Raw genomic sequence first — 24,228 nt, 5'->3', positions numbered from 1 at the left:
TTTCAAACGTATTCAATTAACGAGTGAAAAGCGGGAAACGCAATCTGATTGATGCTGTCAACAGGAAAACCTCCATTTCTTTTATAAGTAAGATAATCATAGCAGAGGACACCTGCTGGCGCAATCGTTTTCGGGGATCAAGAAGGCCCTGTCTTTCGATTCACTAAATCACTTGTAGATTCAGGAGCTCACCACTTTATTTTTCTCCAAATAATCTTTCAAGGAATCCAAATCTTTTGCGCAAGCCTTCTTAAAGACGCCTGCCATTAATTTACCGAACAATTTCGACAGGCCGGTCAGTCCTCTTATTTCCCCAAGTAACGTCACTTCTGTCTGATCACCAGATGAAGCCAATAAATAGGTAAATATAAATTCCCCTTTACCCGTTGTTCCCTTCGTACCGTCGCACCGGAACACAATCTTATCAGGCTCTTTAATCTCGACTACCTCAAAATGTTCCGAAGCCTTTTTGCCGAACATCTTTCTCGTTTCCTTCCACTGACTGCCTTCACGGAGCGGACCTTCATCCATTCTCTCAATTCCCACCAACCCTTGCATCCATTGCTTGGCAGAATCAAGATCTAATAGACTCCTATATGCTTCTTCCTTTGAAACGTGAAGGTTTCTTTTTACTTCGAAAGGGATACTCAAATGGAATGACCTCCTAAAAATTCAGCTACTGAATAGATTTGACAACTTTGCCTTATTTCCTCCTTTTATTGATTGTTAGGGCGCAGTTACGGTCCGATGTTAAAATTCACCATTATTAGAAGCTTCACGCTTTCATTAAACATTCTAATCTCTTATAATGATAATTAAGAATTATTATAATTATCACACTATTATAATGTGGGAAAATTTGATAATCCTATGAAGTGTGTTATTTCAGAAAGGAGAAATGTAAATGGAAAACAACAACAATCGCCCTGATCAAAAGGATCACTCAGCAGCATCGGGAGAATGTCCTTTCACCCATCACAAAGATAGCGCCATCACAACAACGACTGCTCCTGGTGGTACGACGAACAAAGACTGGTGGCCGAACATGTTGAATTTGAACATCCTTCGCCAGCATGACACGAAGTCGAACCCAATGGGAGAAGACTTCAACTATAAAGAAGAATTCTCGAAGCTCGATTATGACGCCCTGAAGCAGGATCTTCACAATCTGATGACGGACAGCCAGGACTGGTGGCCTGCGGACTACGGTCACTATGGTCCATTCTTCATCCGGATGTCTTGGCACGCAGCAGGTACATACCGCGAAACGGACGGTCGCGGAGGCGGTTCGTCAGGTGCACAACGCTTTGCGCCGCTGAACAGCTGGCCGGATAACGTCAACCTTGATAAAGCCCGCCGCCTGTTATGGCCGATCAAACAAAAGTATGGGAACAAGATTTCATGGGCGGACTTACTTGTCCTGACAGGGAACGTCGCCCTTGAATCCATGGGCTTGAAGACATTCGGATTCGGTGCAGGACGCGAAGACATCTGGCATCCTGAGGAAGATGTGTATTGGGGGAATGAGAAAGAGTGGCTTGCCGACAACCGTTATTCCGGCGATCGTGAGCTTGAAAATCCACTCGCTGCCGTTCAGATGGGTCTCATCTACGTCAATCCTGAAGGACCGAACGGAGAGCCGGATCCACTGGGAAGTGCCCGTGATATCCGCGATACATTCGGACGCATGGGGATGAACGACTATGAAACGGTGGCCCTTGTTGCAGGTGGTCACACATTCGGGAAAGCCCACGGAGCCGGCGACGCTTCTCTTGTAGGTGACGATCCGGAAGCCGCGGACATTGAAAATCAAGGATTCGGCTGGATCAGTTCACACGGAAGCGGAAAAGGCCGCGACACGATTTCAAGCGGTGTCGATGGTGCCTGGACGACGAATCCGACCCAATGGGACAACGGCTACTTCGACCTTCTGTTCGGCTATGAGTGGGAGAAAACGAAGAGTGCGGCAGGCGCATCCCAATGGGCACCGGTCGGCATGACGGAAGAACATATGGCACCTGATGCCGAGGATCCGTCCATCAAAGTGAAGACGATGATGACGACGGCCGACATGGCGCTCCGCATGGACCCGGACTATGAAAAGATTTCCCGTCGATTCCATGAGAATCCGGACGAGTTCGCAGATGCCTTCTCCCGTGCCTGGTTCAAGCTCCTTCACCGTGACATGGGTCCGAAAGCGAGATACTGGGGTCCAGAAGTTCCGGATGAAGACCTGATCTGGCAGGATCCGGTTCCGGCGGTGGATTATGATTTATCGGATAGCGAAGTGGCTTCGTTAAAAGAAAAGATCCTTGAGACTGGTTTAACCGTGAGCGAGCTCGTGAAAACCGCATGGGCATCCGCAAGCACATACCGCGGTTCCGATATGCGCGGAGGTGCGAACGGTGCACGCATCCGTCTTGCTCCTCAGAAAGATTGGAAAGCGAATGAACCACAGCAGCTTGAGAAAGTTCTTGGAGTGTACGAGGATCTTCAAAGCAAGCTTGACAAAAAAGTCAGCCTTGCGGATCTGATTGTGTTAGGTGGAAACGCAGCCATCGAAAAAGCCGCCAAGGATGCAGGCTTTGACGTAACCGTTCCATTCTCACCTGGCCGCGGGGATGCAACCGCCGAGCAGACCGACGCTGAAAACTTCGGTGTACTCGAGCCGGTGTCAGACGGATTCCGCAACTATCAGAAACAGGAATATGCCGTCAGCCCGGAAGAAATGCTTGTGGACAAATCACAGCTGTTAGGACTGACTGCCCCGGAAATGACCGTTCTTATCGGCGGTATGCGTGCCCTCGGCGCCAACCACGGTGATTCGAAACACGGAATCTTCACGGACCGCGTCGGTGCATTGACGAACGACTTCTTCGTGAACCTGCTGGATATGGGCATCGAATGGAAACCTGCAGGATTCAACCAATATGAAGGCCGCGACCGCAAGACGGGTGAAGTGGTTCGTACAGCTTCACGCTTTGACCTCGTGTTCGGTTCGAACTCCGTCCTTCGTGCTCTGGCAGAAGTATATGCGCAGGATGACAATCAAGAGAAATTTGTCCGTGACTTTGTTGCCGCTTGGGTGAAGGTGATGGATGCAGATCGGTTTGATTTGAGGTAAGAGAGAATAGAACAAACACGCCTCTCCATTCAAGGAAGAGGCGTGTTTGTTAGCTGTGCTTTTTTCAGCAAGGATTGCTATCGCTCTTCAATCCGCACTACACTCAATATCCGGTCCCCTAAGACCCGTATACAATCCCGCTAATGCTATTGAAAGACAATCTAACTTCATTTTCAGTCCAAAAGTGGACAAAATGGAGCAGCCTGACTTCAATTCAAACATAACATCCTTTCCTTCCCTTACCCTATTGACAGATACACTCTTCTCTTTTATTATCAATATCAATAACAATAACAAAAAGGATTGAACCTAATGACCAACCTAAATACAGACTTGATCCTTCACCCCATCCGGATGCGGATCATACAGCATCTATCTAAGGGGGCAGCCACTGTACATGAGCTGAAGGAATGGATGGCGGATGTCCCACAGGCCACACTTTACCGCCATTTAAATCGTTTGACGAAAAGTGAGATCATCTATGTCATCCACGAGCGGAAGATTCGGGGTGCAGTGGAAAAAACCTATGCCATACAGGAAGACAGCCCATATATGTCCGTGGAAGAGCTGGGGCAGCTGACAGGCGAAGAACATTTGAAATTGTTCATGACCTTCCTTTCTTCCGTTACAGGACAGGCTAGAAGCTATCTCCTGAATCATCAGGATCCCTCCGTGGATTCGTTCGGATATCATCAGTTGGATCTTTACCTGACACCCGACGAGCTCAAAGAGTTGAATGAAGGCATGAACGAGCTTCTGAGTAAATTCAAATCGAACAGACCGACGGAAGAAAACGATAGGATTTCTCTCATACAAATGCTCATACCAGACCCTAAGGAAGTGAAAATAAATGATTAGAACTAAATTTTATAGAAAAGTATTCGAATTAAATGGCCATCCCATCATCGCAAAAGGATTACGGAGGTTTGCTCAATCAAAGGTGAGCAAACCGTTCATCGGCTCTTTTGCCAAAATGTATAAGCTGAACATGGAGGAAGCAACCCGGGGGCTCCGTGATTACGGCACCCTTCATGACATTTTCACAAGGGAATTGAAACCTGGCGCGCGTCCGATCCCTGACGCAGCAAATGCATTCGTCAGTCCGTGCGACGGATATTTATCCGTTGTCGACCACTTGACCCCGGAGAGCACATTCATGGTCAAGGGGCAGAATTACACGGTGGAAGAACTGTTGGGATCATCAGAGAAAGCAGCACCATATGCCGGCGGTCAGGTTCTCATCTTTTACCTAAGCCCGACCGATTACCACCGGGTCCACGTTCCGATCGATGCGACAGTGGAGGAAGTCTACACGCTTGGAAAAGATGCCGCTCCCGTGAACGAACTGGGACTTAAGCATGGTCTCCGTCCCCTCACCCGGAATTACCGCCTCGTCTCCCGTTTCGATGTGGCAGGATCCCCTCTTGCCCATGTCATGGTTGGTGCTCTGAATGTAAATTCGATCGTACGGACGAATGAGGCAAATGTCGTTCATCGGGGAGATCCGTATGGGTACTTCTCATTTGGCTCGACAGTGGTGCTTTGCGTTCCAAAAGGTACGTTCAGCTTTAACGGAAAAACCGGACCCGTCAAAATGGGTGAAGAAATTGGAACGTGGTTGTCATAATCACAACGAAAACGCCTCTTCCACGTAGGGAGGAGGCGTTTTTAAAACTTTTTTACACATGAGGCGGTATCAGCGAGGTCCGCCCTCTACATAATAAATTTTAATACTTCTTATTCTAAAATATTTACAACCGTTCTCCCCCTTGCCTTCCCAGCAAGAATATCGGATAAGGTCTGAGGAAGCTCATTGAATGAAACTTCATTCTGAATGTCATTTAATCCATCAGGCTTCAAGTCTGTGGCCATGCGATCCCATAACGTGACTCTCAAGTCTTTTGGACAATAAACCGAATCGATCCCCAATAAGTTCACGCCTCTCAATATGAACGGGAATACCGTTGTCGGAACGTCCCCTCCCCCTGTCAATCCACTGACGGCGACGGATCCTCCGTACTGTGTATGGCTCAATACAGCTGCCAATGTTTTACCGCCTACAGGATCGACGGCACCTGCCCAGCGTTGTTTTCCCATCGGACGGATCTTATCGGGCGTTACGTCTTCACGGGAAATGATTTCTTTCGCCCCCAATTTCTTTAGGTACTCATGTTCGGATTCTTTACCTGTACTGGCGATGACGTCATAATTCCGTTTCGCAAGCATGGAAACCGCCATACTTCCGACGCCTCCTGTCGCCCCGGTCACTAAAACGGGACCATCTTCAGGAGTCAATCCGTTCTTCTCTAATTGATGGATGGAAAGGGCTGCAGTAAATCCTGCCGTTCCGAAAGTCATGGCTTCCTTCATGGTCAACTTTTCCGGCAATGGGACCACCCATTCTGCAGGGACCCTTGCATATTCACTGTAACCACCGTAATGGGAAACGCCTAATTCATAGCTGGTCCCAATCACCTTGTCACCCTCTTTATAACGGGAATCTCCTGATGTCATGACAACCCCGGCCAGGTCAATCCCTGGTACAAACGGATACGATTTCACGATATTCCCCTTCGGAATGCTCGCTAACCCGTCTTTATAGTTCACACTGGAATAATGGACCCGTATGGTCACATCTCCTTCCGGCAGGTCATCCATTGACAGTGATTCAACGTTCACTGAGAAGTCTTCCTCGGTTTTATTCACAACAAGAGCTTTAAATGTTTTCGACATTAGAATCATTCCCCTTTCGATTTGATTACGTTCATCATAGTATATTTTATACTGACCGGTCAATTTATTTTGTCTGGTCAGTTTATAAAACCATTCTTCTTTAGTATAATAAGGACAAGATTCAAATGGAGGTTCGATGTTACGATGGCTAAAAAAGCTGAGCAACGACGCAAACAAATATTAAAAGCCGCCTTTCAAGCCGCAACGGAAAAAGGATATGAATCCGTGACCTTGCAGGATATCGCCGATTACGCCGACGTGAGTAAAGGCGTAACCAACTACTATTTCAAAAACAAAGCGGATGTATTCGCCAATCTTTTCGAATGGCTCACAACCAGAATCTATGAAAAAGAAGCTGAATCCATCCAGGAAAAAGATACAGCCCTTGAGAAGCTGGAAGCCTATCTCAAGCAGGTATTCATCAGTCCCGCTGAAAATAAAACATTCTACCGGGTGTACCTGGACTTCCTATCTCAAATCAAGAACGATGACCGCTACAAAGAAATCAACCAGAGATTCTATGAAAACTGCTGGTCCATCGGCGAAACCATTATCCAACAGGGAATCGAAGAAGATGTCTTTCATGTGGAGGAGATCCAACAAGCAGCCAAAAGTATCCGTGCCATGATTGACGGCAGCCTGATTCAATGGCTGATGAGGGATGATGATACCCTGCACGATTATTATCAGAAGATGTGCCAAGAATCGATTCATCACATCCTGAATGTCAAGAAATGAACTACTTGACCAGTGGTGGAAAAAAGTTCTTAAAAAAACAGGCTTAGAAAATGCTCTAAACCTGTTTTTAGAAATAAAAAAAGAGGTGACTCCCTTGCCTGGGGTGTCACCTCTTTTCTGAAGCGTAAACCTTCACGCTCCCACACTCTCTCGTATGTCATCCGCTTTCTCTTCCGTCCGCTTCTCCAACTTATAAACCAACACCCCGCCGATCAACAATCCGATCCCAAGAATCTTCTCCCAGGAAAGGGCAGAAGGTTCAAAACCGAACCAGCCACCTGTGTTGACAATGAATGCAATGGTGATTTGAGAAATAAGCGCGATGGAGATCGCATACGCCGGTCCGATCAACGTGACTCCCCTCATCAGGAAGAACACGATGCCGACTCCGAATACCCCGCTGAACAGAAAGACGGGATTGACCCCGCTGAAGTCCAGCAGGCTTTTGTCTTCCATTGTATAAAAAACCGGCAGTGAACAGACAAGACCGAGGCCAAGGACGAGGCTCGTCGTGGCCCATGGGCCTGTTTTTTCACTGACGCGTGCATTGAATACATTTTGTAAACTGATCAGGATTCCTGCCATGATGGCGAGTCCGATTCCGATCATATGAGACCCTCCTTATTCATAGATGTTTCCTTTCGCAAGGATGCTGAGTTTATCAAGATCTTTGATGGTGATGGATCCGTTGACCCGTTCGATGAGATCATCCGTCGCCATCTTCTTCAGTACCCGGTTCAGATGGCGGTAGCTCGTTCCAATCCATTCAGCGAGCTCCATGAGGTTGGACGTATGCATTTCCTGATGGAACATGGTCCCCTCACCCGCTTCTGAAATGGACAGCAAGTAGCTTGCCAGGCGTACTTCGACAGGATACAGCATGTGCATGCTCGTGATATGGGACTCTGTGTAAAACTTGTGGGCCACTGTATCAAAGAGGAACCGCATGATCGCCGGATGCTCCTTCTCAAGCCTTGCGAGATCCGTGAACGGAACCGATAGGAACACTCCGTCCGTCACGGCTTCCACCGAATTGAGGACCGCCGTACCCTTCGAATATTCCACATCCCCGATCAGGGCAAGGGGACGCTTGAACCGGTTGATTAACAGTTTTCCTTCCGGTGTATGGGTGAAGATCTTGATTTTCCCCTCCATGAGGAAGTACAATTCGTCGAGCTCTTCCCCCGTGAAAAAAAGATTGTCCCCTTTTTCAAACTCATACACATTGATATGCTTTCTGAAATCCGCCGGGAATAACTCCTCAAGCTCAAATTGATGTATATAATGGTTGGGAGAACCCCCTTGTATTTCTCTCATCGTACATCTCCTTTTTTTACAATTGGAAAAGAACGACGCCTGCAAGCATCATCGAGAGCCCCACAACCTGCCTCGGCGTAACCGGGATTTTCTTCTCCCCGAACCATCCCTGTGATTCAATGAGGAAAGCTGTCCCGATCTGTGCCACAAGCAGGATGGCAATCGCCGCTGCCGGGCCGATCATGTGAATCGCCGTCAGTTCCGAGAACACGACGATCACACCGAACGATCCCCCGATCAAATACAGGAACGGCACCTGCCTGAAGCTCTTCCCTTTTCCATCTCTTACTTTCATATAGATCGTCATCGCAATCACAAAGGCCACAAGGTGAACCATCGAAGTCGTATGCCACCCGCCGATCGCGTCACTCATCCTTGCATTGAAAATCCCCTGCATGGTGATACAAAGTCCACCTAAGAGCGCAAATAAAGCACCTTTCATCGTTCATCCTCCTATTCTTTGTTCTATTAAATAGGAGGACCGATTTTTGTGAAAGGACATATGTCCTAAGGGTTGCCGATTTGGTGATTTGGTAAACCAAAAGGGCAAGGTGTCAGGGGAACAGGCACCGTGGCTACCTTTTATACACCCAGACGGTTTTTGGTTTCAGAATCATTTCCTCAGATCCAGATCAACAGATTAAAAGGATGAAAATTGGCAACAATGGTAATAAAAAAAGGATGTCCACATATGCAGAATATATTTGAAACTGCTTTTGATTACCTGCGAACCACTTTTGATACAGAACCGAAAACACCCCCACATATCGGTGAAGCGATGGGATGTTGGCTCTATTACACTGCCCTTGCTGAAGAAGTACCCGTCCTTGAAGCTGCATTAAATACAACGACAGACAACGAATTGATCCAGCTAATCAACAAATCAAAGGACCTTGGGGAACACCAATTGAAAATACTTCAAAAGTTCATGGTCGATGAAGGCATACCCCTTTCACAAACGTCAGAACCGAGGCCTAAATCCGATCCCAACAGTATTCCCCTGGGGGCCAAAATGACAGATGAGGAAATCGCAAACTTCATCTCCATTAAAATTGCCACGAACATTGTGATGTGTGCCACAAACACAAGCCAAAGCATCCGCAATGATATCGGTCTCATGTGGGCACGATTCCAGGCAGAAAAAATGGTGTTCGGATTCGAACTGAAAACCGCGATGCGCAAAAGAGGCTGGCTAAAGGTCCCGCCGTACTATTATCCTCCAGGGGCACCTAGGAATTAGGTATCCTTATGAAAAGAAGCTGAAGATCGCCTTATGATCTTCAGCTTTTGTGGTCTATTGTTCATTATATAAATGAAACCAGGGCACCAAAGGGACAGGTACCATGGATCCCTTTGGGCCGCAGTACCTGACATCCTGAAACCCTCTATTCAACCAAATCCTTCTTCTTTTTAAAATAAATTAACAAATTAAGTATGCTAAGCCCTAAAACCACAAGAAACATATTAAAAGAAACAATGTCTCCTGCCATATTTAATTCATCCGCTATGTAACCAATGATAATGAAATTGATTCCAGAAACAATAATAGAAATAAATGAAACAAGAGTAATGGTAAACCCATTCACCATGCTTTTCCGATTTCTCTGAACCAATAAAACAATCGAAATAACAAGTGAACTAATCATAAACGTACTAAAAACCAATCTTGACCAATCGTATATCTCCATCGTCATTCCCCCCTTTAATTCTTCAAAACCCAAAATAGGATGATTCCTAAACCCACTATCATCATCCCAATATGTAAATACCAATAATCAATTAATAGATTCCATTGAAGGAGTTGGATTTCTTTGACCCTTTGAAAATAATCCATTTTTCCACTCACCCTTACTATAACTCCACCATTTCCCCTGTTTCATTTGGTTTTTTCTTACATACGTGTGAGGTCAGATAAAGTTTCATTTTATTGGGGATTTATAGTAGGGAAAGCTTATATAACGTAAGGTGTAAAACATCGAAAGCAGTACAAAAGATCGTTTCTTCAACCACATCTCCCTTTCTATCAGAACCTCAATCTTTTCCCTTGACAATGAAACGCAAATATATAATAATAAATATCGAATTAGAATTATTATAATTTATTAATGATTCTCAATCACACAAACCACTAGGAGGAATTTACACTATGTCATTAATCGGTTCACAAGTCGTACCATTTAAAGCAGAAGCATTCAAAGATGGTGAGTTCATCACTGTTACAGACGAAAGCCTAAAAGGTCAATGGAGCATTTTCTGCTTCTACCCTGCAGACTTCACATTTGTATGCCCGACAGAACTGGAAGACCTTCAAAATAACTATGAAACTCTTAAAGAGCTTGGCGTAGAAGTGTATTCAGTTTCTACGGACACTCATTTTACACATAAAGGCTGGCACGACAGCTCTGAAAAAATCGGTAAAATTAAATACGCAATGATCGGTGACCCGTCACAACGCATCACTCGCGGTTTCGATGTACTTAATGAAGAAGATGGTCTTGCTGACCGCGGAACATTCATCATCGACCCGGATGGTGTCATCCAAGCAGTTGAAATCAATGCTGGCGGAATCGGCCGTGACGCAGATATTCTAGTAAGCAAAATCAAGGCGGCACAATATGTGCGCAACAACCCAGGCGAAGTTTGCCCGGCTAAATGGCAGGAAGGTTCTGAAACACTGAAACCAAGCCTTGACTTAGTTGGTAAATTATAAGGAGTGCTAAACATGCTCGAAGCAGATATTAAAGCACAATTAGAACAGTACCTGCAGATGATGGAAGGCGACATCGTCCTGAAAGTCAGTGCAGGCGACGATGACACGTCGAAGGAAATGCTCTCTCTTGTTGAAGAGCTCTCTTCCATGTCATCCCGCATCTCAGTGGAAAAAGCAGAACTGACCAGAACACCAAGCTTCAGCGTGAATCGTCCTGGTGAGGAGACCGGTATCACTTTTGCCGGGATCCCTCTTGGACATGAATTTACCTCATTGGTCCTTGCCCTTCTTCAAGTGAGCGGCAGAGCGCCTAAAGTGGATCAAAGCGTCATTGACCAGATCAAGAGCGTCAAAGGCGAACACCACTTCGAGACGTATGTCAGCCTAAGCTGTCACAACTGTCCTGATGTCGTGCAGGCACTGAACATCATGAGTGTCCTGAACCCGAACATCACGCATACGATGATCGACGGGGCTGCCTTCAAGGAAGAAGTGGAACGCAAGAACGTCATGGCCGTTCCTGCTGTCTACCTGAATGCGGAATTCTTCAACGGCGGACGCACGACCCTGGAAGAAATTCTTTCTAAGATCGTGGAAGGTCCAAGTGCCGATGAGTTATCGGATAAAGAACCCTACGACGTCCTAGTCGTAGGTGGCGGACCTGCGGGATCCAGTGCGGCAATCTATGCGGCACGTAAAGGAATCCGTACGGGAATCGTCGCTGAGCGATTCGGCGGTCAGGTCCTTGATACGATGAGCATCGAAAACTTCATCAGCGTGAAGCAGACGGAAGGTCCAAAACTTGTGGCGAGTCTTGAAGAGCACGTGAAAGATTACGGCATAGATGTCATGAACCTTCAACGCGCAAAACGCCTTGAGAAGAAAGATCTTGTAGAGCTTGAGCTTGAAAACGGTGCTGTGCTGAAGAGTAAGAGTCTGATCATCTCGACAGGTGCACGCTGGCGCAACATCAATGTCCCTGGTGAAGAGAAGTTCAAGAACAAAGGAGTGGCGTACTGCCCTCACTGTGACGGACCACTGTTCGAAGGGAAGGATGTCGCTGTCATCGGCGGAGGAAACTCCGGTATCGAAGCAGCCATCGATCTTGCAGGAATCGTCAAGCACGTTACGGTTCTTGAATTCAACTCAGAACTAAAAGCCGACGACGTACTGCAGAAACGCCTTTACAGCCTGCCGAACGTGACAGTGATCACGAACGCACAAACTCAGGAGATTACCGGTACAGATAAAGTGAATGGAATCACTTATAAAGACCGTGAAACTCTTGAAGAGAAGCACGTCGAACTACAAGGTGTATTCGTCCAAATCGGTCTTGTGCCAAACACAGACTGGCTCGGCGACCTTGTAGAACGCACGAAATTCGGTGAAATCATCGTGGACAAACACGGTGCCACCAACGTCCCTGGCGTATTCGCCGCCGGAGACTGCACAGACAGTGCCTACAATCAAATCATCATCTCCATGGGATCAGGAGCCACCGCCGCACTCGGCGCATTCGACTACCTGATTCGGAATTAAGATGTTTTAAGGTCCGTCCCTCGTTTTGAGGGACGGACCTTTATATATTCAGGACAATTTCTTTCGAAACGAATAACACCATTTCTCATATCCCAGCTTCTCTTCATAGAATCTGTGGGCATCCCTTCTCCCAAGTCCGGATTCCACGGCCACATATTCCAACCCGATCTCTTCAGCCAATCGATGGACAAACTCCAACAATTGCTTTCCATATCCCTTGGAGCGATGATTGGAAGACGTGATCAAATCATATATGTACATATGATGTTTATTGTAAAAATTGACCCGCTCCCCAATACCGGTGAGGGATACGATCTCATTTTCCTCATATAAAGCGAACAAGCGATATCCCTCTTTCCTCATATCCTCAACCAATGCCAGATATGTCTTTTCCGACAAATCGGTACGTAACTCGTTCATCACCGGATAGGCCTGAATCATCTCACTCCGGGTTTGCAGTTCTTTAATAGTTACCATCTCTCATCCCTCTTTACATATCAAATGAAACTGACAGCTGCACTCTAGTAAATTTTAACATATATTTCTTCATCCGTTCTTTCAAATACATGAGGGACGGACCTCCATTCCCTAATATATCCTATCCATTCAGAGGTCCGTCCCTCTATCTTCCTATAACAGGACCTTCTTCTTGCCGAACATAAAAATTCCATCTCCGGCAACAATAAAAGAAATCATTAACTAAGCGGCAGGTGAATCATGAATGAGCCTTTCAAAAAAGCTGTCAAGGAACATGAAAGAAAATGTTAATTCAATAAAATCTGCCGTCTATGAATCAGAAGATATGAAAATGAGGGATCTGGCTTATCTGAACACCTCTTGCAAACTTATCTATCTTGATTCTATGGTGGATAAGAAACTAATTGAACGAAATATTATTGAGCCGCTCCTAGATTGCAAGACCGAAACCGTTCCGGAAGCGGTCATTAAAAACGCGGAATATAGCAGGACGAGCGATTTGGAAGCCATAGTGGATAGTCTGCTGGAAGGCAGCTGTGCATTCGTTGCAGAAGGAGAAAATACCGTTCTTCTGATGCCCGTTGCTGCAAGTGATCAAAGAGCCATCCAAGAACCCGAAAATGAACACATCATCAAGGGGGCACATGATGGTTTTACAGAGAATCTTAATAAAAACATCTTTTTAATCAGACGAAGAGTGAAAGACCCGGGCATCCGAATAAAAAGTTACGTTCTGGGATCTAAAACAAAAACAAACGTATCGATTTTGTATATTGAGGAATTGGTGGACCACGGGCCCTTAGAAGTTCTATTTCAAAGGATGGATGCCATCGATGTACAGGAACTTCAATCCTCCGGGGAACTTGAAGAATTAATCGAGGATGACAGTTATTCGCTTTTTCCTCAGCTGTTATCAACGGAAAGACCCGACAGGGCCTCATCCTATTTATTGGAAGGGAAATCGATCGTCATAGTGGACGGAAGCCCCCATGTATTGGTTTCTCCAATCACATTTTTCAGCTTTTATCAGTCTCCCGATGATTATAACAGCAGGTGGCTGATAGGATCATTCTTTCGTCTCATCCGGGTATTCAGCTTTCTCGTGGCCGTCTGTTTACCCGCTATCTATATTGCGGTCGTTTCTTTTCATTCCGAGGTCCTGCCCCTTGGGATTCTTTATGCGATCAGGGTTCAAATTGAATATGTCCCGCTTCCGCCGTTTTTTGAAGCCATCGTGATGCAGCTTGTGCTGGAACTGTTGAAAGAAGCAGCCATCCGTCTCCCCTCTCCCATTGCACAGACAATCGGAATCGTCGGCGGTTTGGTCATCGGGTCGGCAATCGTGGAAGCAGGGTTTGTTTCGAACACGATGATCGTAGTCATTGCCCTTACTGCCATCGCTTCTTTCGTAGCACCTGTCAACCAGATGGGGACGGGTGCCAGAATCCTGGCTTTTCCCATTATGGTCGCCGCTACTTTTTTTGGTTTTCTCGGTATTGTCCTTTCTATCGCCGCATTATTGATCCATCTTTGCCGATTGGAGTCATTCGGAAAACCATACTTGTCACCTGTATCCCCCATGCACTATAAGGGAATGAAAGATTCATTTATTAAAGCAAAGAAGAAAAATAACACCTTAAAACAAACCTAGGCCATTCAGAAAAGAAAGTGTGGAATCGTCCATGTCACAGACAATCTCCCTAACGAACGGGCAAATCTTTTTTCTAATGATTCAAACCCAAGTCGGATTTGGCATTCTGACTCTGCCAAATACGTTGCAAAGTACTAGTAAAGGAGACGGCTGGATGTCGGTCCTTTTGGCAGGAGCGGTCATCCAGCTGTTTCTGGTCATGATCTGGCTGTTAATGAGGCGGTTCCCACGTTTCATCTACTCGGAAATCACCACATTTTTACTTGGGAAAACTGTGGGAACCTTCATCAATACGATCATGTATCTTTATTTTATCTTAGCAGCAACGTTTATCCTGCTGCAGTTTGCATCCATCATCAAAGAACACCTGTTGTTAAGCACCCCATTTTGGGTGATAGGACTGCTGATGATGCTTACTTGTACCTACCTGGCCATCAGCGACATCCGAATCATTGCCAGGTTCTTTGCGCTCATATCCGTTCTTATTCTTTTCAAATTCGGAATTTCCTTTTTTTCCTTTTTGCTTCCTGTGGACTTACATCACATTCTTCCATTGGGAAGCAGCGGAGTGAAGCAGATCGCCCTTGGAGGAAAAGATTGCTTGTTAACCGTTTTAGGTTTTGAACTGATCCTGTTTCTCTATCCCCTCGCGTCCAAGAAGGGCACCACGTTTTTAAAAGTGATCACGTGGGCCAATGTATTTGTAACGGGGTTGACGGCTTACTTTGTCATTCTTTGTATCATGATTTTCAGCCAACCAGCCTTGGAAGAAATAAAATATCCTGTTATCTACTTTTTGCGGCCGCTTCAATTCCAAATGATCGACCGACTTGATTTACTCTTTTTGTCGATATGGATTGTTCCCCTGGGAATATCAATCGTCACTTATATCTATATGGGCAGTAAAATTCTACCTTTCTTTAGAGGTAAATCGTATAAATTAGTTCTGATGAATAGCACATTGATTTTTGTCCTATTTACCATCGCAAAGAAAGATCTCGACTCCCAAAAACTCTATTCAAGTTTCGTAGAATATCTGAGCTATGCAGTAGTATTCGCCATTCCGTGTATATTGCTATTGATTTCTTACCTATTTAAGAAAAGTGGAAAGGAGGTATCCTGTTGAATAAGATTCCGCTTATATTCTTAACGGTGTTCCTTCTGGCAGGGTGCTGGGATCAAAACCAGCTAAAAGACAACAGAATTGTAAACGGAGTGAGTTTTGACACAGCAGAAGAGTCCGATGATATTCTGGGTACAGTCAGGGCGATTAATATACGGGGTGCCGGTGGAGGAAAGTTCGAGGTAAGGGATGAATTTTATGATACTGAGAATGAAACAGTTGCCCAGATTGAAACGGACCTTCAAAATAAAGTATCCGGGAATATGGATGTGGGGAAAGCTTTTATCATCCTAGTCGGGGAAGAACTGGCCATGACTAAAGGGATCGCTCCTATACTAGAACCCATTATCCGATCGACTCATGGATACATCTCTTCACGAATCGTGATAACAGAAGGAAAAGGACATGACATCTTGTCATTGAAGCTTCAAGATAGCCCGATTGTTTTCGAGATAGATAATCTGCTGATCGGAAGTGCAAGAGATACCTATATCCCTAAAGAAACCCTATTTACGGTTTGGAATGATATATCAGACACAACGACAGACGTCATCCTTCCCTATATAAAAAAAGATCAAGAGGACAAACTGATGCTGGCTGGATCATCTTTATTCAACGGTGATACATTCACTGGTCATACCCTCACCACCAGCCAAACTTCACTGCTCCTACTATTAAAAAACGAGTTGGGAGACAGGGCGAAGCTTAGCGTAAAATCAGATGAATTAAGCCAGCCTTTAACCATTTCCATTGAAAAAGCCAAGACAAATATTGAAGTGGCGAAAGAGGATGGAAAAGTAATATGCACGATCACTGCCAATTTAAAAGGAAGGCTACTGAGCTCTTATGGCGAAAAATCTCCCAAGAGTATTAACCAATTAAATCAAATGACTTCAAAAGAACTCTCAAAGAAAACAAAGGAGCTTACCGATCTTTTAGTCAAAGCCAATAGTGACGCTTTAGGGATCGGCAAAGAATTATCCATAAACGAACATACATCCTTCAATCCCGTAACGTGGGAACACGAATATCAACAAGTCATCTTCAAACCAAAGGTAAACGTCAACATTCTCGGGACAAGTCATCTTGTTCAGTAGAAGGGTTGAATCCAATGATTATGACAACAAATACCGGCCAATTCCACATTTGGCCGGCTCTCCTTATCTTGAGGGCTGTTATCGGAGATTGCTAACTCTGAACCGGTAATACGTCGATGAACAAGAACCGATCCTTCTTCGTGAGATAATCCGGCGTTATTCTCTCCTCCCCCAATTCGTACCGGATCGGGAAAGCAAAGTTCGGCCCGTCAAACACAAACGTATGGAACTCCCCATTCTCACCGCAGATATCACAAGTCTCTTCAGGATAATCCTTTATAAACGCTTCATCATATACCCTCCCTGCGAAAGATCGATCAAGTTGATCCATATCCACACAAGTGAGGACGGTTTGAAACCCAAGCTCAATGAACTCACGGCTCAACACCCCGACAGGCCGACCCCAGAGCGGAAAGACCGGGGTGATTCCAGTCCCTGAAAGCATTTCCTCACGATACGCCCGCACATCCTTCAGATGAATATCCCCGAAAACCATACGAGTGACACCATCGGCCAGCATGTCAGATACCGCCCGCTCCATCCGTTCCTGATACACCTCATTCGGACAATCCTGAGGGATCCAAACTTCCCGGAGCGGAATACCGAGCGCATCAGACTGCTGCTTCAACATCCCATACCGGACCCCATGAATCGAAACCCGGTCGAAGCCTTCCGTCAGCGTCACGAGTAGTGAATCCACCTCGTATTCCCGATTTTGTTGTATTTTATATAATGCCAGGGTGGAATCCTTTCCACCGCTGAATGCTATGACTGTTTTCATATGGACCTCCATCTTCCCCTTATTTTTTAAGAGTTTTCTTACTATTCATTATTCCAAACCTCAACAAGGAACTCAAACATCCGTTTACAAAAAAGAGGCTTAGTTAAGCCCCTTCAACGATTAATTTCAGTTGATAATCTTATCATCCTTACTGTAGATCGTGATATGATAGGGATCACCCTTGATCCTTTCCTTCATTTCATTGGATCTCAAGAATTCATCAATAACGTTTTCAAGCTCTTTGGCAAAACCCTTTGCATTTTCGTCCTTGCTTGATAGGGTGATAAAAGCTTGTATCTCAGGCTTCGGATGCACGGAATACCCGACCATCCTCACTTTGTAATCTTTCTTCCCTAACAAGTCATCACTGACGATTTGCAGGATTCCCATCCATCTCCTATCTTGCTCCCTCTTCTTCATGTTGATTTTTTTGATTTCAACCGGAATAGGACGTATATTATTTTCACTCATTATCTCTCTTACTACTTCTTTAATTTCATCGCTTGTGGCTTCGGTAGTATTGGGGATTTCCAGCTGAATGCTCTCAGGCCTCGCCAAGTGTGCCAGCTGCAATACCTCTATGTTTCGTTTCTTCAGCTCTTCCCTGACACGACTGTCAATTAATTGGAAGTCTTCACTTCTCTGCTGTGTTTCCTTATCTTTTTGTGGAACTTCAGGCTCTTCATATCTACTCACTTTAACTGTATAGGCATCATAGTTTCTCGATTGCAGAAAATCCATTGCCTCTTCTTCAACCTCTGTTTTGACGCGATTAAAATAGTCTTCATCGCCTTCAATCCCGATACGGATCTCTTTCTCCGGAAAAGATACACCGAGACCGTTCACTGGATATCCTTTATCTCTTAGTTCTTCTGACATTCCCACCACTACATCGCCCTTGGATTCGAAAATGCTCCCCAGGTACGGAATCTTTGATACGACATTGGCCATGACCGGTGAAACCAAAGCCGAACCGATCAATAACCCGAATAAAAGGACGGCGGCACTGCTATAATAGATCCACTTCTTCCCACGGTATCCCCGATCCTTCTTCCCTCTCTCAATGGCCATTTGGATCGTGTGATTCAATTTGTCTTCAGGAATCCGAATGTTATCCATCTCTTCTTTTACGTTGTCGCCTAAATGATCCTTCATCCGATACACCCCTCCCTTAAATCAGATTTCAAGAGATTGATGGCTCTATGCAATCGTGTCTTGATCGTTCCTTCAGGGCAATGTAACATTTCGGCGATTTGCTTTATGGTAAGATCTTGATAATATCTAAGTATAATGACAGTTTTATATGGAACATCCAGCCGTTCGATCGCCCCTGCTAAATCCATTTTCTCTTCAATTTTAAGATTCTGCTCTTTAGGAAGCACATCCACTTCATTCGTCAGGATGATACGCTCATTCTTTTTAATAAAATCCAATGCTGAATTGATTAATATCCTTGATAACCAAGTTGAAAAATATTGAGGGTTTTTCAGGCTTTTAATGGATATAAACGCTTTATAAATAGCTTCCTGCACGATATCAAGAGCATCATTTTCATTCTTCACATACATATACGCCATTCGATAAAGCTTGTTCTTTTCCTGATGAATCAACTCTTGAAAAGCTTTTTCATCTCCCCTTTTCGCTTTCTTGACCTTCTTCTCAATCAACTGCTCTCACCCGCTTTCTACCCGTTAGACCAATGAACAGACTAAAACGTTTCACACTATGTCAAAAAAAGAAGCCCACCTGCATGTAGATGAGCATGAAGTCTTCATTTAAAACGGATACGATTCCACATTTGTACTCTTTTTTCCGTCATTGTTTCCAATTTCTATCGTTTTCCCAGTAAAAATGGCAGCTCACACGAAAAAACCGATCCTAAATACCCCTATTTGCAGAAATCCTCCCGCCTTTCCCATGCATCAAAAGCCTTCACACCCATTTATCGGCGAAAATCGAATTTTAACGGCGAAATTCCAAATATAACGGCGAAATTTTCATTTTATCGGCGAAATCCTCCATATAACGGCGAACCGCCTAAAACGGACCTCGATCCTCCAAGAAAACGAACTCTTAGCGCTAAGTCTTGAGGTCCGTCCCTCGCACAACCCCCGCCTCAATATAACTCCTCATCAACTTCCAATTGTCATCCTCCATTTTCTTAAACGTATCAAAGAACAAGTGACACGTCTCCAACGCTTTCCCATTCATCACAATCGTTGCGGATAGAATCGCCATCACTTCACCCTCTCTCAAAGGAATGATCGACACTTCATGGATTTCCCACTCTGCCCGCTGCTTTTTCACAAAATCAAACCCCTGCTTCCAGCCCTCGATTGATTCCTCATAGCCAAAATCAACGACTTCTTCGTCCCTGATTTCCCTGGCTTGGTAATCAGTCGAAATGAATGTCTCCAACTCTATGATAGATGAATTCTTCCACGCTCTTAAAAATGTATCAAGAAACGGCTTAAATGTTTTATCGTTCATAGGAACCTCCTAAAGTATGTTACTACCAATTATTTCAAAATAGGGTGATGAACTCAATCACCAATTCCATAAAAAAGAAGCTTAACCTGCATAGGTAAGCTCCTAATCATCATCCCACAAACCCGACCAATCCTTCACCATCTCCTGCCCTTGGGCAGAAAGGTAGCTCTTCCCTTCTAGGAAAAACCATCACGATTAAGATAGCCATTAGCACGTAGGCAATAGAGATAGTACCAACGTGCTAACCGGGCTGCTATTTCTTTTATTAGTAGTTTGTGTTCACAACCCACAAACTAATTCCCATAAATATAACCGCTTGACGAACTCAGAAACCCATTGACCGCATCCAATTGATATGAAAAACCAGTATGATTCGCCCAATTCGTCATATCGATCGTATCCCCATTCTCCAGTTTAATGACATCCACATTGTTGATGGAAAGAGGCGATACATTGGTAGGCTGTGAAGAAGCCTTGGCAAGATAAACCGATTGATCGGTCCCTCCCGGCTGCACGACCACCCTGGCAGATCCATCTGCTTCGATCAATAAAGAGGTTTGCTCATTCACGGCTATCCCCTTAGCCTCTGTTGTCCATCCATCCATTAGATTCCGCGATAAAAAGCCGACGAATCGACCCATCCGGTCCCGCTGCTCGAAATGACTATCCGTGATGGTGTTATCAAGGTATCGGTTCTCAAGAAAGTTTCTTGAAAACGTCATATAGCGATTGTAGGGATCAGCCAATGCTTCATCCGAATACACGGTTCCATTCGCTGCATCGTAGACAAAGTCTCCTTGAATGGCCAGTCCCGCAGAAGTACCGCCAATCGGGATCCCTTTCTGAATCTGAGCGTTCAGTGCATCTTCAAGAGGAGTTCCTTCAATATAATCCACGTAAAGGAACTGATCTCCCCCCGCAAAGAAAATCGCTTCTGCGTTCTTCACCTTATCCAGCACAAAATTTTCATACGCGGCATTCCGATTTTGCAACAAGATCGTTTCAACCGAATTCAGTGGGGATTGATTGTCAGCCGCTAAATCATACAGGTACTGATTATACCCATCACTTCCTGAGGTTCTAAGTACAACGAAGTCTCCCCCATTCGCTTTCTCCGCCATCCATCTCATCGCCTCATCCACATCTGTCGAGCCACCCATCAGGTTCACACCGTATGTAGTAGCAGTTGTGACATCCCCTTCACTTCCATAGGAATAATACGTATAGTTACTTCTTGCAGCACCCGCTGTTGTGATGGTACCTCCCCATAAAGCTGCGACAACCAATAAAGCAATCAATCTTTTCACACACTCGTCCTCCTTTTTTTGAAATCACTTTATCAATTGCAAGTTCTATGCCAACTATGAAAGCGCTTTATTTACTGAATAATGTAAATATTTAAATAGTAATTGGTTTTTATTGGGTCAAATCACTTCGGTTTCATTTAACCCAATTACGGTGTCCCTTGGCTGGCCATCCCCAATTCCCATAAAAAAAGAATCTCAACCCGTAAAGGTAAGCTCCTAATCATCCTCCCACAAACCCGACCAATACTTCACAATCTCCCGCCCCTGGGCAGAGTAGCGGTCATTTCCATCTAAGAAGAAGTCCTCCCCGCAGTCCGAATTCGTCACTTGAAATGCATCATACGAAATGTCCGTGCCATCGGAGCCGGTCATGCCTCCACCCGTGCTATGATGGATGCAATAATCCTCAATGGAGGTTCTGTTCCCATCATCATCAACATAGAAATACTGATTTTGATTTATGTTATATCCCATTTCTTTTGTAGAAGTTTGATAGATACCGTACTTTTCAATATCCGTCCTCATCAACGTGGGCAGACTCTTAATCTCTACAGGAATGACGGAAAACTCTTCATCTTTTTCAAGGGAAGGTCGATCCTGCATGCCATAGAAGACGACAATCGTACCTTCATAATCTTCAGGGATCAGGTAGCGGTTTTTTATCATTTCTCCTTGATCTTTACCGGAAATCCAATTCACTGCCAGCATCACAATCGCCACCACAGAGACCACACTTGCTAATGTAAGATAGGATCGCTTGTTCTCCCGGTCAGGCCCCGGTGTGTTCTTCCTTTTCAACCATTCATCCACAAAGAAGAATATTACGGCACAAATCACCGCAAACCATGCAAACCCGTCGATCACAAAATACGTGATGGCTCCAAAGAAAGCATGGATGAAACCAGCTACCATCATCCGTCCCTTGGAAAGCCTTTTCGTTAACCAATCCGATAGCAATGATACGGGAATCCCATAAGCCAGGTTACCGGCTAGGGAATACATCAAGACAAATGGAAAGAGCATAATGCCCCCGTCCAGTATGCTGATGGTCATCAAAAAAGTGGAAAGAATCAAACTCGTATAAATGGCCGGTTTTAATTTATTCATACTGTCAGCCTCCGATTGATATTGTGAATTATTTCACATTATAAATTTAACATAAATGGTGATTTTCAGGAAGGAATATAGGAAAATTCTTCTGAATGTATTCAGACCTCATTTCAACTAACACCAGCCGGGAGGCCGATGTGCTCTTCCCTGTTTATTACCATTCTGTACGGGAAACACACTACTAACAACAACAAAAGGAGGAATTCATTATCGCACAGGATCCAAAACAAGCAGCTGTAAAAATGAATGAAGACAAAAAAGAGGAAATCCTGCAGCAATTCGACTCTTTCAAGAACTACCTGGGAAATCAGGTGCAAAAGGGAGAAAAGCTAGGTCTTAGTGAGGAAGCCTTGTCTAAGGGTGCTAAACGCGTTGCAGACTATTTAGCAGAGCACGAGGAGCCGCGCAACCGGGAGCAGAAAGTGTTGAATGAGATGTGGAACGTGGCCAATAAAGAAGAGCGGGAGCATATGGCTCATGTTTTGGTCAAACTGGCTGACCAAACCAACTAAATCACGCAGTAACGCCCAAAGCGATATAGACCGCTGCGGGCATTTTCTTATGACTGAACATTTACATGCATATAAACCAGGGCATCTTTCACTGTAACAAGCGTAGGAATCAATGATAGGTCGATGTTCTTGTTAATGGCACTCATGGCCATTTCCGGCCGTAGTCCCGTGATGATGGAACGAACGCCCAGTAAAGCTAGCACACTTGTAATCTTAAATAAAGCATCCGTCACGTATTGATTCAATGTATAGACACCGGAGAAGTCGATTATTACATGATTCACGTTCTGCTTCCTCACTTTAGCCGGAATGATTTCGAGTAGCAAGCGGGCTTTCTCTTCATCGATCGTCCCGACGATCGGGAGGACGGCAATATCGTCCAGCAAAGGAACCAGTACAGCAGATAATTCGTTGATTTCAGCCACCATTTCCGTTTGCTTCTTTTCTCTTTCTTTCTTCTCCGTGATGTCATATACATAGGTTTGAATCGCCTGAGTATCCCCTATCATCAGGGGGTGACAGTACAATTCGACTTCAACGGTCGATCCGTCCGTTCGATAGACCGTCTCTTCAATGACATCGGCAGGCTTTCCGTACGCAGATTGAATTCTTTTCCTGATTGCGTCCTTCGAGGATTCCCTGAAAATATCCAAGGGACTTTGACCTACGACGCCATCTTTATCCGTTCGAAAAAATTCTTCCGCAGCCTCGTTCACATACATGATTCTGTAATCCGTATGTATGATAAGTGGATCTAGTGAATACTCCATAACCTTGAGATAATCTATGTCTGACATTTCCTCGCTCACAATACTCACTCCTTTCCCCTAACGATAGCGATATTCACTGTAGGACGCAAGAAATAAGAGAAACCGTTTCCCATCCCACAAATGTCTATGGACACCACATATATCGAAACTTACACTAGCCTATGGAACAGGAAACAGATAAAAAGACCTGCCATGATTGTTTGACAGGTCTTCTTTCGTTTACGAAACGATCCGGCTATTGGAATTAATTGTTTGAGTTGTTGGATCTATTAGAGTTGTTGGAGCTGTTGGAGCTGTTGGAATTATTCGAGCTATTCGAGCTTCCAGACTGGCTTCCGCCTTTCGCTCCAATTTCCTGATAGAATTTCTTATCGTGATTTTCTGCAGTTGCTTCTCCACCTTTTTCACCGATCTCTTGGTAGAATTCTTTGTCGTGGTTCTTCGCTGTTTGTTCGCCGCCTTTACGACCGGCTTCCTCGTAACTCATTTTGTTCCCATTGTTGTTGTTGCTGTTGTTGTTACTGTTGTTACTGTTAGACATAAATAAAATCCTCCTTAAGTTTAGTAAAATGGTGTTGTACGTTTGTACATTGGTTATATACCTCGTGCGATGATAGATAAACAGGAAGTGGAGGTTTTTAACATTTATGTAATTTAATTTACACCGAAGTGGAGTTGATGAATTCCGGTTTTCCCTGCCGGTCCTTAAGGTTACCATGAAGGCTTCCTGCTAGAAGTGCTTCTTGAAG

General features: G+C 44.8%; 26 protein-coding genes and 1 pseudogene. 11 read left to right on the top strand and 16 right to left on the bottom strand.

Annotated elements, in window-relative coordinates:
- Nucleotides 1–180 precede the first annotated feature (180 nt).
- Nucleotides 181–651, bottom strand: coding sequence for an SRPBCC family protein (locus ACCB35_RS03560; RefSeq protein ID WP_374055763.1), 471 nt, complete (start codon nucleotides 649–651; stop codon nucleotides 181–183).
- A 253-nt stretch (nucleotides 652–904) separates the two neighbouring features.
- Between ACCB35_RS03560 and katG the strand changes: the two genes are divergently transcribed.
- From katG to ACCB35_RS03545, 3 genes are all read left to right on the top strand, one after another.
- Nucleotides 905–3,124: a catalase/peroxidase HPI gene (gene katG, locus ACCB35_RS03555; RefSeq protein WP_374055762.1), complete on the top strand. Its 2,220-nt coding sequence runs from the start codon at nucleotides 905–907 to the stop codon at nucleotides 3,122–3,124.
- Nucleotides 3,125–3,436: 312 nt separating this feature from the next.
- A complete protein-coding gene (locus ACCB35_RS03550) occupies nucleotides 3,437–3,982 on the top strand; it encodes a helix-turn-helix domain-containing protein (RefSeq protein ID WP_374055761.1) in 546 nt (181 codons plus the stop codon).
- A complete protein-coding gene (locus tag ACCB35_RS03545) occupies nucleotides 3,975–4,751 on the top strand; it encodes a phosphatidylserine decarboxylase (RefSeq protein ID WP_374055760.1) in 777 nt (258 codons plus the stop codon). Before ACCB35_RS03550 ends, ACCB35_RS03545 begins: the two co-directional genes overlap by 8 nt.
- Nucleotides 4,752–4,861: 110 nt before the next feature.
- Here ACCB35_RS03545 and ACCB35_RS03540 read toward each other — a convergent pair whose 3' ends face one another.
- A complete protein-coding gene (locus ACCB35_RS03540) occupies nucleotides 4,862–5,857 on the bottom strand; it encodes an acryloyl-CoA reductase (RefSeq protein ID WP_374055759.1) in 996 nt (331 codons plus the stop codon).
- 144 nt (nucleotides 5,858–6,001) lie between these two features.
- Here ACCB35_RS03540 and ACCB35_RS03535 point away from each other — a divergent pair, with 144 nt between their 5' ends.
- Nucleotides 6,002–6,595 (top strand): TetR/AcrR family transcriptional regulator, encoded by a 594-nt coding sequence (locus tag ACCB35_RS03535; RefSeq protein ID WP_374055758.1) that lies wholly within the window; start codon nucleotides 6,002–6,004, stop codon nucleotides 6,593–6,595.
- 132 nt (nucleotides 6,596–6,727) lie between these two features.
- On the opposite strand, the gene ACCB35_RS03530 is transcribed toward ACCB35_RS03535, so the two are convergent.
- Genes ACCB35_RS03530 through ACCB35_RS03520 form a run of 3 tightly spaced genes read right to left on the bottom strand, consistent with a single transcriptional unit; the run spans nucleotide 6,728 to nucleotide 8,354 of the window.
- A complete protein-coding gene (locus tag ACCB35_RS03530) occupies nucleotides 6,728–7,204 on the bottom strand; it encodes a DMT family transporter (RefSeq protein ID WP_044338642.1) in 477 nt (158 codons plus the stop codon).
- Between the two features lie 12 nt (nucleotides 7,205–7,216).
- Nucleotides 7,217–7,912, bottom strand: a complete 696-nt coding sequence (locus ACCB35_RS03525) for a Crp/Fnr family transcriptional regulator (protein ID WP_374055757.1) — start codon at nucleotides 7,910–7,912, stop codon at nucleotides 7,217–7,219.
- A gap of 16 nt (nucleotides 7,913–7,928) precedes the next feature.
- The gene (locus ACCB35_RS03520; protein WP_374055756.1) at nucleotides 7,929–8,354 is read right to left on the bottom strand and encodes a DMT family transporter; all 426 of its coding nucleotides are present in this window, start codon (nucleotides 8,352–8,354) and stop codon (nucleotides 7,929–7,931) included.
- A 249-nt stretch (nucleotides 8,355–8,603) separates the two neighbouring features.
- Here ACCB35_RS03520 and ACCB35_RS03515 point away from each other — a divergent pair, with 249 nt between their 5' ends.
- Nucleotides 8,604–9,152 carry a DUF3231 family protein gene (locus ACCB35_RS03515; RefSeq protein WP_044338636.1) on the top strand — a complete coding sequence of 183 codons (549 nt, stop codon included), beginning with the start codon at nucleotides 8,604–8,606 and terminating at the stop codon, nucleotides 9,150–9,152.
- A gap of 145 nt (nucleotides 9,153–9,297) precedes the next feature.
- Here ACCB35_RS03515 and ACCB35_RS03510 read toward each other — a convergent pair whose 3' ends face one another.
- Nucleotides 9,298–9,600, bottom strand: a complete 303-nt coding sequence (locus tag ACCB35_RS03510; protein WP_374055755.1) for a hypothetical protein — start codon at nucleotides 9,598–9,600, stop codon at nucleotides 9,298–9,300.
- Nucleotides 9,601–9,614: 14 nt separating this feature from the next.
- A complete protein-coding gene (locus ACCB35_RS03505; RefSeq protein ID WP_374055754.1) occupies nucleotides 9,615–9,746 on the bottom strand; it encodes a hypothetical protein in 132 nt (43 codons plus the stop codon).
- A gap of 312 nt (nucleotides 9,747–10,058) precedes the next feature.
- Between ACCB35_RS03505 and ahpC the strand changes: the two genes are divergently transcribed.
- Nucleotides 10,059–10,622, top strand: coding sequence for an alkyl hydroperoxide reductase subunit C (ahpC, locus tag ACCB35_RS03500; protein WP_034761584.1), 564 nt, complete (start codon nucleotides 10,059–10,061; stop codon nucleotides 10,620–10,622).
- 12 nt (nucleotides 10,623–10,634) lie between these two features.
- Entirely contained in the window at nucleotides 10,635–12,161 is a 1,527-nt protein-coding gene (ahpF, locus tag ACCB35_RS03495; RefSeq protein ID WP_374055753.1) for an alkyl hydroperoxide reductase subunit F, read from the top strand.
- 48 nt (nucleotides 12,162–12,209) lie between these two features.
- Here the strand turns inward: ahpF and ACCB35_RS03490 are convergent, their stop codons facing one another.
- Entirely contained in the window at nucleotides 12,210–12,638 is a 429-nt protein-coding gene (locus tag ACCB35_RS03490) for a GNAT family N-acetyltransferase (RefSeq protein ID WP_374055752.1), read from the bottom strand.
- 274 nt (nucleotides 12,639–12,912) lie between these two features.
- Between ACCB35_RS03490 and ACCB35_RS03485 the strand changes: the two genes are divergently transcribed.
- Genes ACCB35_RS03485 through ACCB35_RS03475 form a run of 3 tightly spaced genes read left to right on the top strand, consistent with a single transcriptional unit; the run spans nucleotide 12,913 to nucleotide 16,509 of the window.
- Nucleotides 12,913–14,289 (top strand): spore germination protein, encoded by a 1,377-nt coding sequence (locus ACCB35_RS03485; protein ID WP_374055751.1) that lies wholly within the window; start codon nucleotides 12,913–12,915, stop codon nucleotides 14,287–14,289.
- 31 nt (nucleotides 14,290–14,320) lie between these two features.
- A complete protein-coding gene (locus ACCB35_RS03480; RefSeq protein ID WP_374055750.1) occupies nucleotides 14,321–15,415 on the top strand; it encodes an endospore germination permease in 1,095 nt (364 codons plus the stop codon).
- Nucleotides 15,412–16,509: a Ger(x)C family spore germination protein gene (locus ACCB35_RS03475; protein ID WP_374055749.1), complete on the top strand. Its 1,098-nt coding sequence runs from the start codon at nucleotides 15,412–15,414 to the stop codon at nucleotides 16,507–16,509. The genes ACCB35_RS03480 and ACCB35_RS03475 overlap by 4 nt, the downstream gene beginning before the upstream one ends.
- A 91-nt stretch (nucleotides 16,510–16,600) precedes the next feature.
- Here ACCB35_RS03475 and ACCB35_RS03470 read toward each other — a convergent pair whose 3' ends face one another.
- The 6 genes from ACCB35_RS03470 to ACCB35_RS03445 form a co-directional block, all read right to left on the bottom strand.
- Nucleotides 16,601–17,290 (bottom strand): ATP-binding protein, encoded by a 690-nt coding sequence (locus ACCB35_RS03470; protein WP_374055748.1) that lies wholly within the window; start codon nucleotides 17,288–17,290, stop codon nucleotides 16,601–16,603.
- Nucleotides 17,291–17,416: 126 nt separating this feature from the next.
- The gene (locus tag ACCB35_RS03465) at nucleotides 17,417–18,445 is read right to left on the bottom strand and encodes a DUF4030 domain-containing protein (protein ID WP_374055747.1); all 1,029 of its coding nucleotides are present in this window, start codon (nucleotides 18,443–18,445) and stop codon (nucleotides 17,417–17,419) included.
- The gene (locus ACCB35_RS03460) at nucleotides 18,442–18,957 is read right to left on the bottom strand and encodes a sigma-70 family RNA polymerase sigma factor (RefSeq protein ID WP_374055746.1); all 516 of its coding nucleotides are present in this window, start codon (nucleotides 18,955–18,957) and stop codon (nucleotides 18,442–18,444) included. The genes ACCB35_RS03465 and ACCB35_RS03460 overlap by 4 nt, the downstream gene beginning before the upstream one ends.
- 412 nt (nucleotides 18,958–19,369) lie before the next feature.
- Nucleotides 19,370–19,780 (bottom strand): flavoprotein, encoded by a 411-nt coding sequence (locus ACCB35_RS03455; protein ID WP_374055745.1) that lies wholly within the window; start codon nucleotides 19,778–19,780, stop codon nucleotides 19,370–19,372.
- Nucleotides 19,781–20,073: 293 nt separating this feature from the next.
- Nucleotides 20,074–21,087 carry a cyanophycinase gene (locus tag ACCB35_RS03450; RefSeq protein ID WP_374055744.1) on the bottom strand — a complete coding sequence of 338 codons (1,014 nt, stop codon included), beginning with the start codon at nucleotides 21,085–21,087 and terminating at the stop codon, nucleotides 20,074–20,076.
- 216 nt (nucleotides 21,088–21,303) lie between these two features.
- The gene (locus ACCB35_RS03445; protein ID WP_374055743.1) at nucleotides 21,304–22,194 is read right to left on the bottom strand and encodes a hypothetical protein; all 891 of its coding nucleotides are present in this window, start codon (nucleotides 22,192–22,194) and stop codon (nucleotides 21,304–21,306) included.
- Nucleotides 22,195–22,439: 245 nt separating this feature from the next.
- Between ACCB35_RS03445 and ACCB35_RS03440 the strand changes: the two genes are divergently transcribed.
- Nucleotides 22,440–22,709 (top strand): DUF3243 domain-containing protein, encoded by a 270-nt coding sequence (locus ACCB35_RS03440; protein ID WP_374055742.1) that lies wholly within the window; start codon nucleotides 22,440–22,442, stop codon nucleotides 22,707–22,709.
- Nucleotides 22,710–22,756: 47 nt separating this feature from the next.
- Here ACCB35_RS03440 and ACCB35_RS03435 read toward each other — a convergent pair whose 3' ends face one another.
- The gene (locus ACCB35_RS03435; RefSeq protein ID WP_374055741.1) at nucleotides 22,757–23,506 is read right to left on the bottom strand and encodes a PAS domain S-box protein; all 750 of its coding nucleotides are present in this window, start codon (nucleotides 23,504–23,506) and stop codon (nucleotides 22,757–22,759) included.
- Between the two features lie 286 nt (nucleotides 23,507–23,792).
- Nucleotides 23,793–24,020: pseudogene (locus ACCB35_RS03430) on the bottom strand (KGG domain-containing protein); the annotation flags it as partial.
- Nucleotides 24,021–24,228 lie beyond the last annotated feature (208 nt).

This window comes from Rossellomorea sp. FM04394, assembly GCF_041889765.1.
Classification (GTDB): Bacteria; Bacillota; Bacilli; order Bacillales; family Bacillaceae_B; genus Rossellomorea; species Rossellomorea aquimaris_B.
The sequence above is the reverse complement of the archived record's forward strand: the minus strand, read 5'-3'. Positions and strand labels throughout refer to the sequence as shown.

Bases quoted from the DNA above. Each gene is read 5' to 3' on its own strand.
- ACCB35_RS03510 (WP_374055755.1), bottom strand. From the start codon at position 9,600: ATGGAGATATACGATTGGTCAAGATTGGTTTTTAGTACGTTTATGATT.
- ACCB35_RS03485 (WP_374055751.1), top strand. From the start codon at position 12,913: ATGAAAGAAAATGTTAATTCAATAAAATCTGCCGTCTATGAATCAGAA.
- ahpC (WP_034761584.1), top strand. From the start codon at position 10,059: ATGTCATTAATCGGTTCACAAGTCGTACCATTTAAAGCAGAAGCATTC.
- ACCB35_RS03520 (WP_374055756.1), bottom strand. From the start codon at position 8,354: ATGAAAGGTGCTTTATTTGCGCTCTTAGGTGGACTTTGTATCACCATG.
- ACCB35_RS03515 (WP_044338636.1), top strand. From the start codon at position 8,604: ATGCAGAATATATTTGAAACTGCTTTTGATTACCTGCGAACCACTTTT.
- ACCB35_RS03535 (WP_374055758.1), top strand. From the start codon at position 6,002: ATGGCTAAAAAAGCTGAGCAACGACGCAAACAAATATTAAAAGCCGCC.
- ACCB35_RS03440 (WP_374055742.1), top strand. From the start codon at position 22,440: ATGAATGAAGACAAAAAAGAGGAAATCCTGCAGCAATTCGACTCTTTC.
- ACCB35_RS03505 (WP_374055754.1), bottom strand. From the start codon at position 9,746: ATGGATTATTTTCAAAGGGTCAAAGAAATCCAACTCCTTCAATGGAAT.
- ACCB35_RS03490 (WP_374055752.1), bottom strand. From the start codon at position 12,638: ATGGTAACTATTAAAGAACTGCAAACCCGGAGTGAGATGATTCAGGCC.
- ACCB35_RS03445 (WP_374055743.1), bottom strand. From the start codon at position 22,194: ATGAATAAATTAAAACCGGCCATTTATACGAGTTTGATTCTTTCCACT.
- ACCB35_RS03540 (WP_374055759.1), bottom strand. From the start codon at position 5,857: ATGTCGAAAACATTTAAAGCTCTTGTTGTGAATAAAACCGAGGAAGAC.
- ACCB35_RS03470 (WP_374055748.1), bottom strand. From the start codon at position 17,290: ATGAAAACAGTCATAGCATTCAGCGGTGGAAAGGATTCCACCCTGGCA.
- ACCB35_RS03525 (WP_374055757.1), bottom strand. From the start codon at position 7,912: ATGAGAGAAATACAAGGGGGTTCTCCCAACCATTATATACATCAATTT.
- ACCB35_RS03435 (WP_374055741.1), bottom strand. From the start codon at position 23,506: ATGTCAGACATAGATTATCTCAAGGTTATGGAGTATTCACTAGATCCA.
- ACCB35_RS03480 (WP_374055750.1), top strand. From the start codon at position 14,321: ATGTCACAGACAATCTCCCTAACGAACGGGCAAATCTTTTTTCTAATG.
- katG (WP_374055762.1), top strand. From the start codon at position 905: ATGGAAAACAACAACAATCGCCCTGATCAAAAGGATCACTCAGCAGCA.
- ACCB35_RS03530 (WP_044338642.1), bottom strand. From the start codon at position 7,204: ATGATCGGAATCGGACTCGCCATCATGGCAGGAATCCTGATCAGTTTA.
- ACCB35_RS03550 (WP_374055761.1), top strand. From the start codon at position 3,437: ATGACCAACCTAAATACAGACTTGATCCTTCACCCCATCCGGATGCGG.
- ACCB35_RS03465 (WP_374055747.1), bottom strand. From the start codon at position 18,445: ATGAAGGATCATTTAGGCGACAACGTAAAAGAAGAGATGGATAACATT.
- ahpF (WP_374055753.1), top strand. From the start codon at position 10,635: ATGCTCGAAGCAGATATTAAAGCACAATTAGAACAGTACCTGCAGATG.
- ACCB35_RS03455 (WP_374055745.1), bottom strand. From the start codon at position 19,780: ATGAACGATAAAACATTTAAGCCGTTTCTTGATACATTTTTAAGAGCG.
- ACCB35_RS03545 (WP_374055760.1), top strand. From the start codon at position 3,975: ATGATTAGAACTAAATTTTATAGAAAAGTATTCGAATTAAATGGCCAT.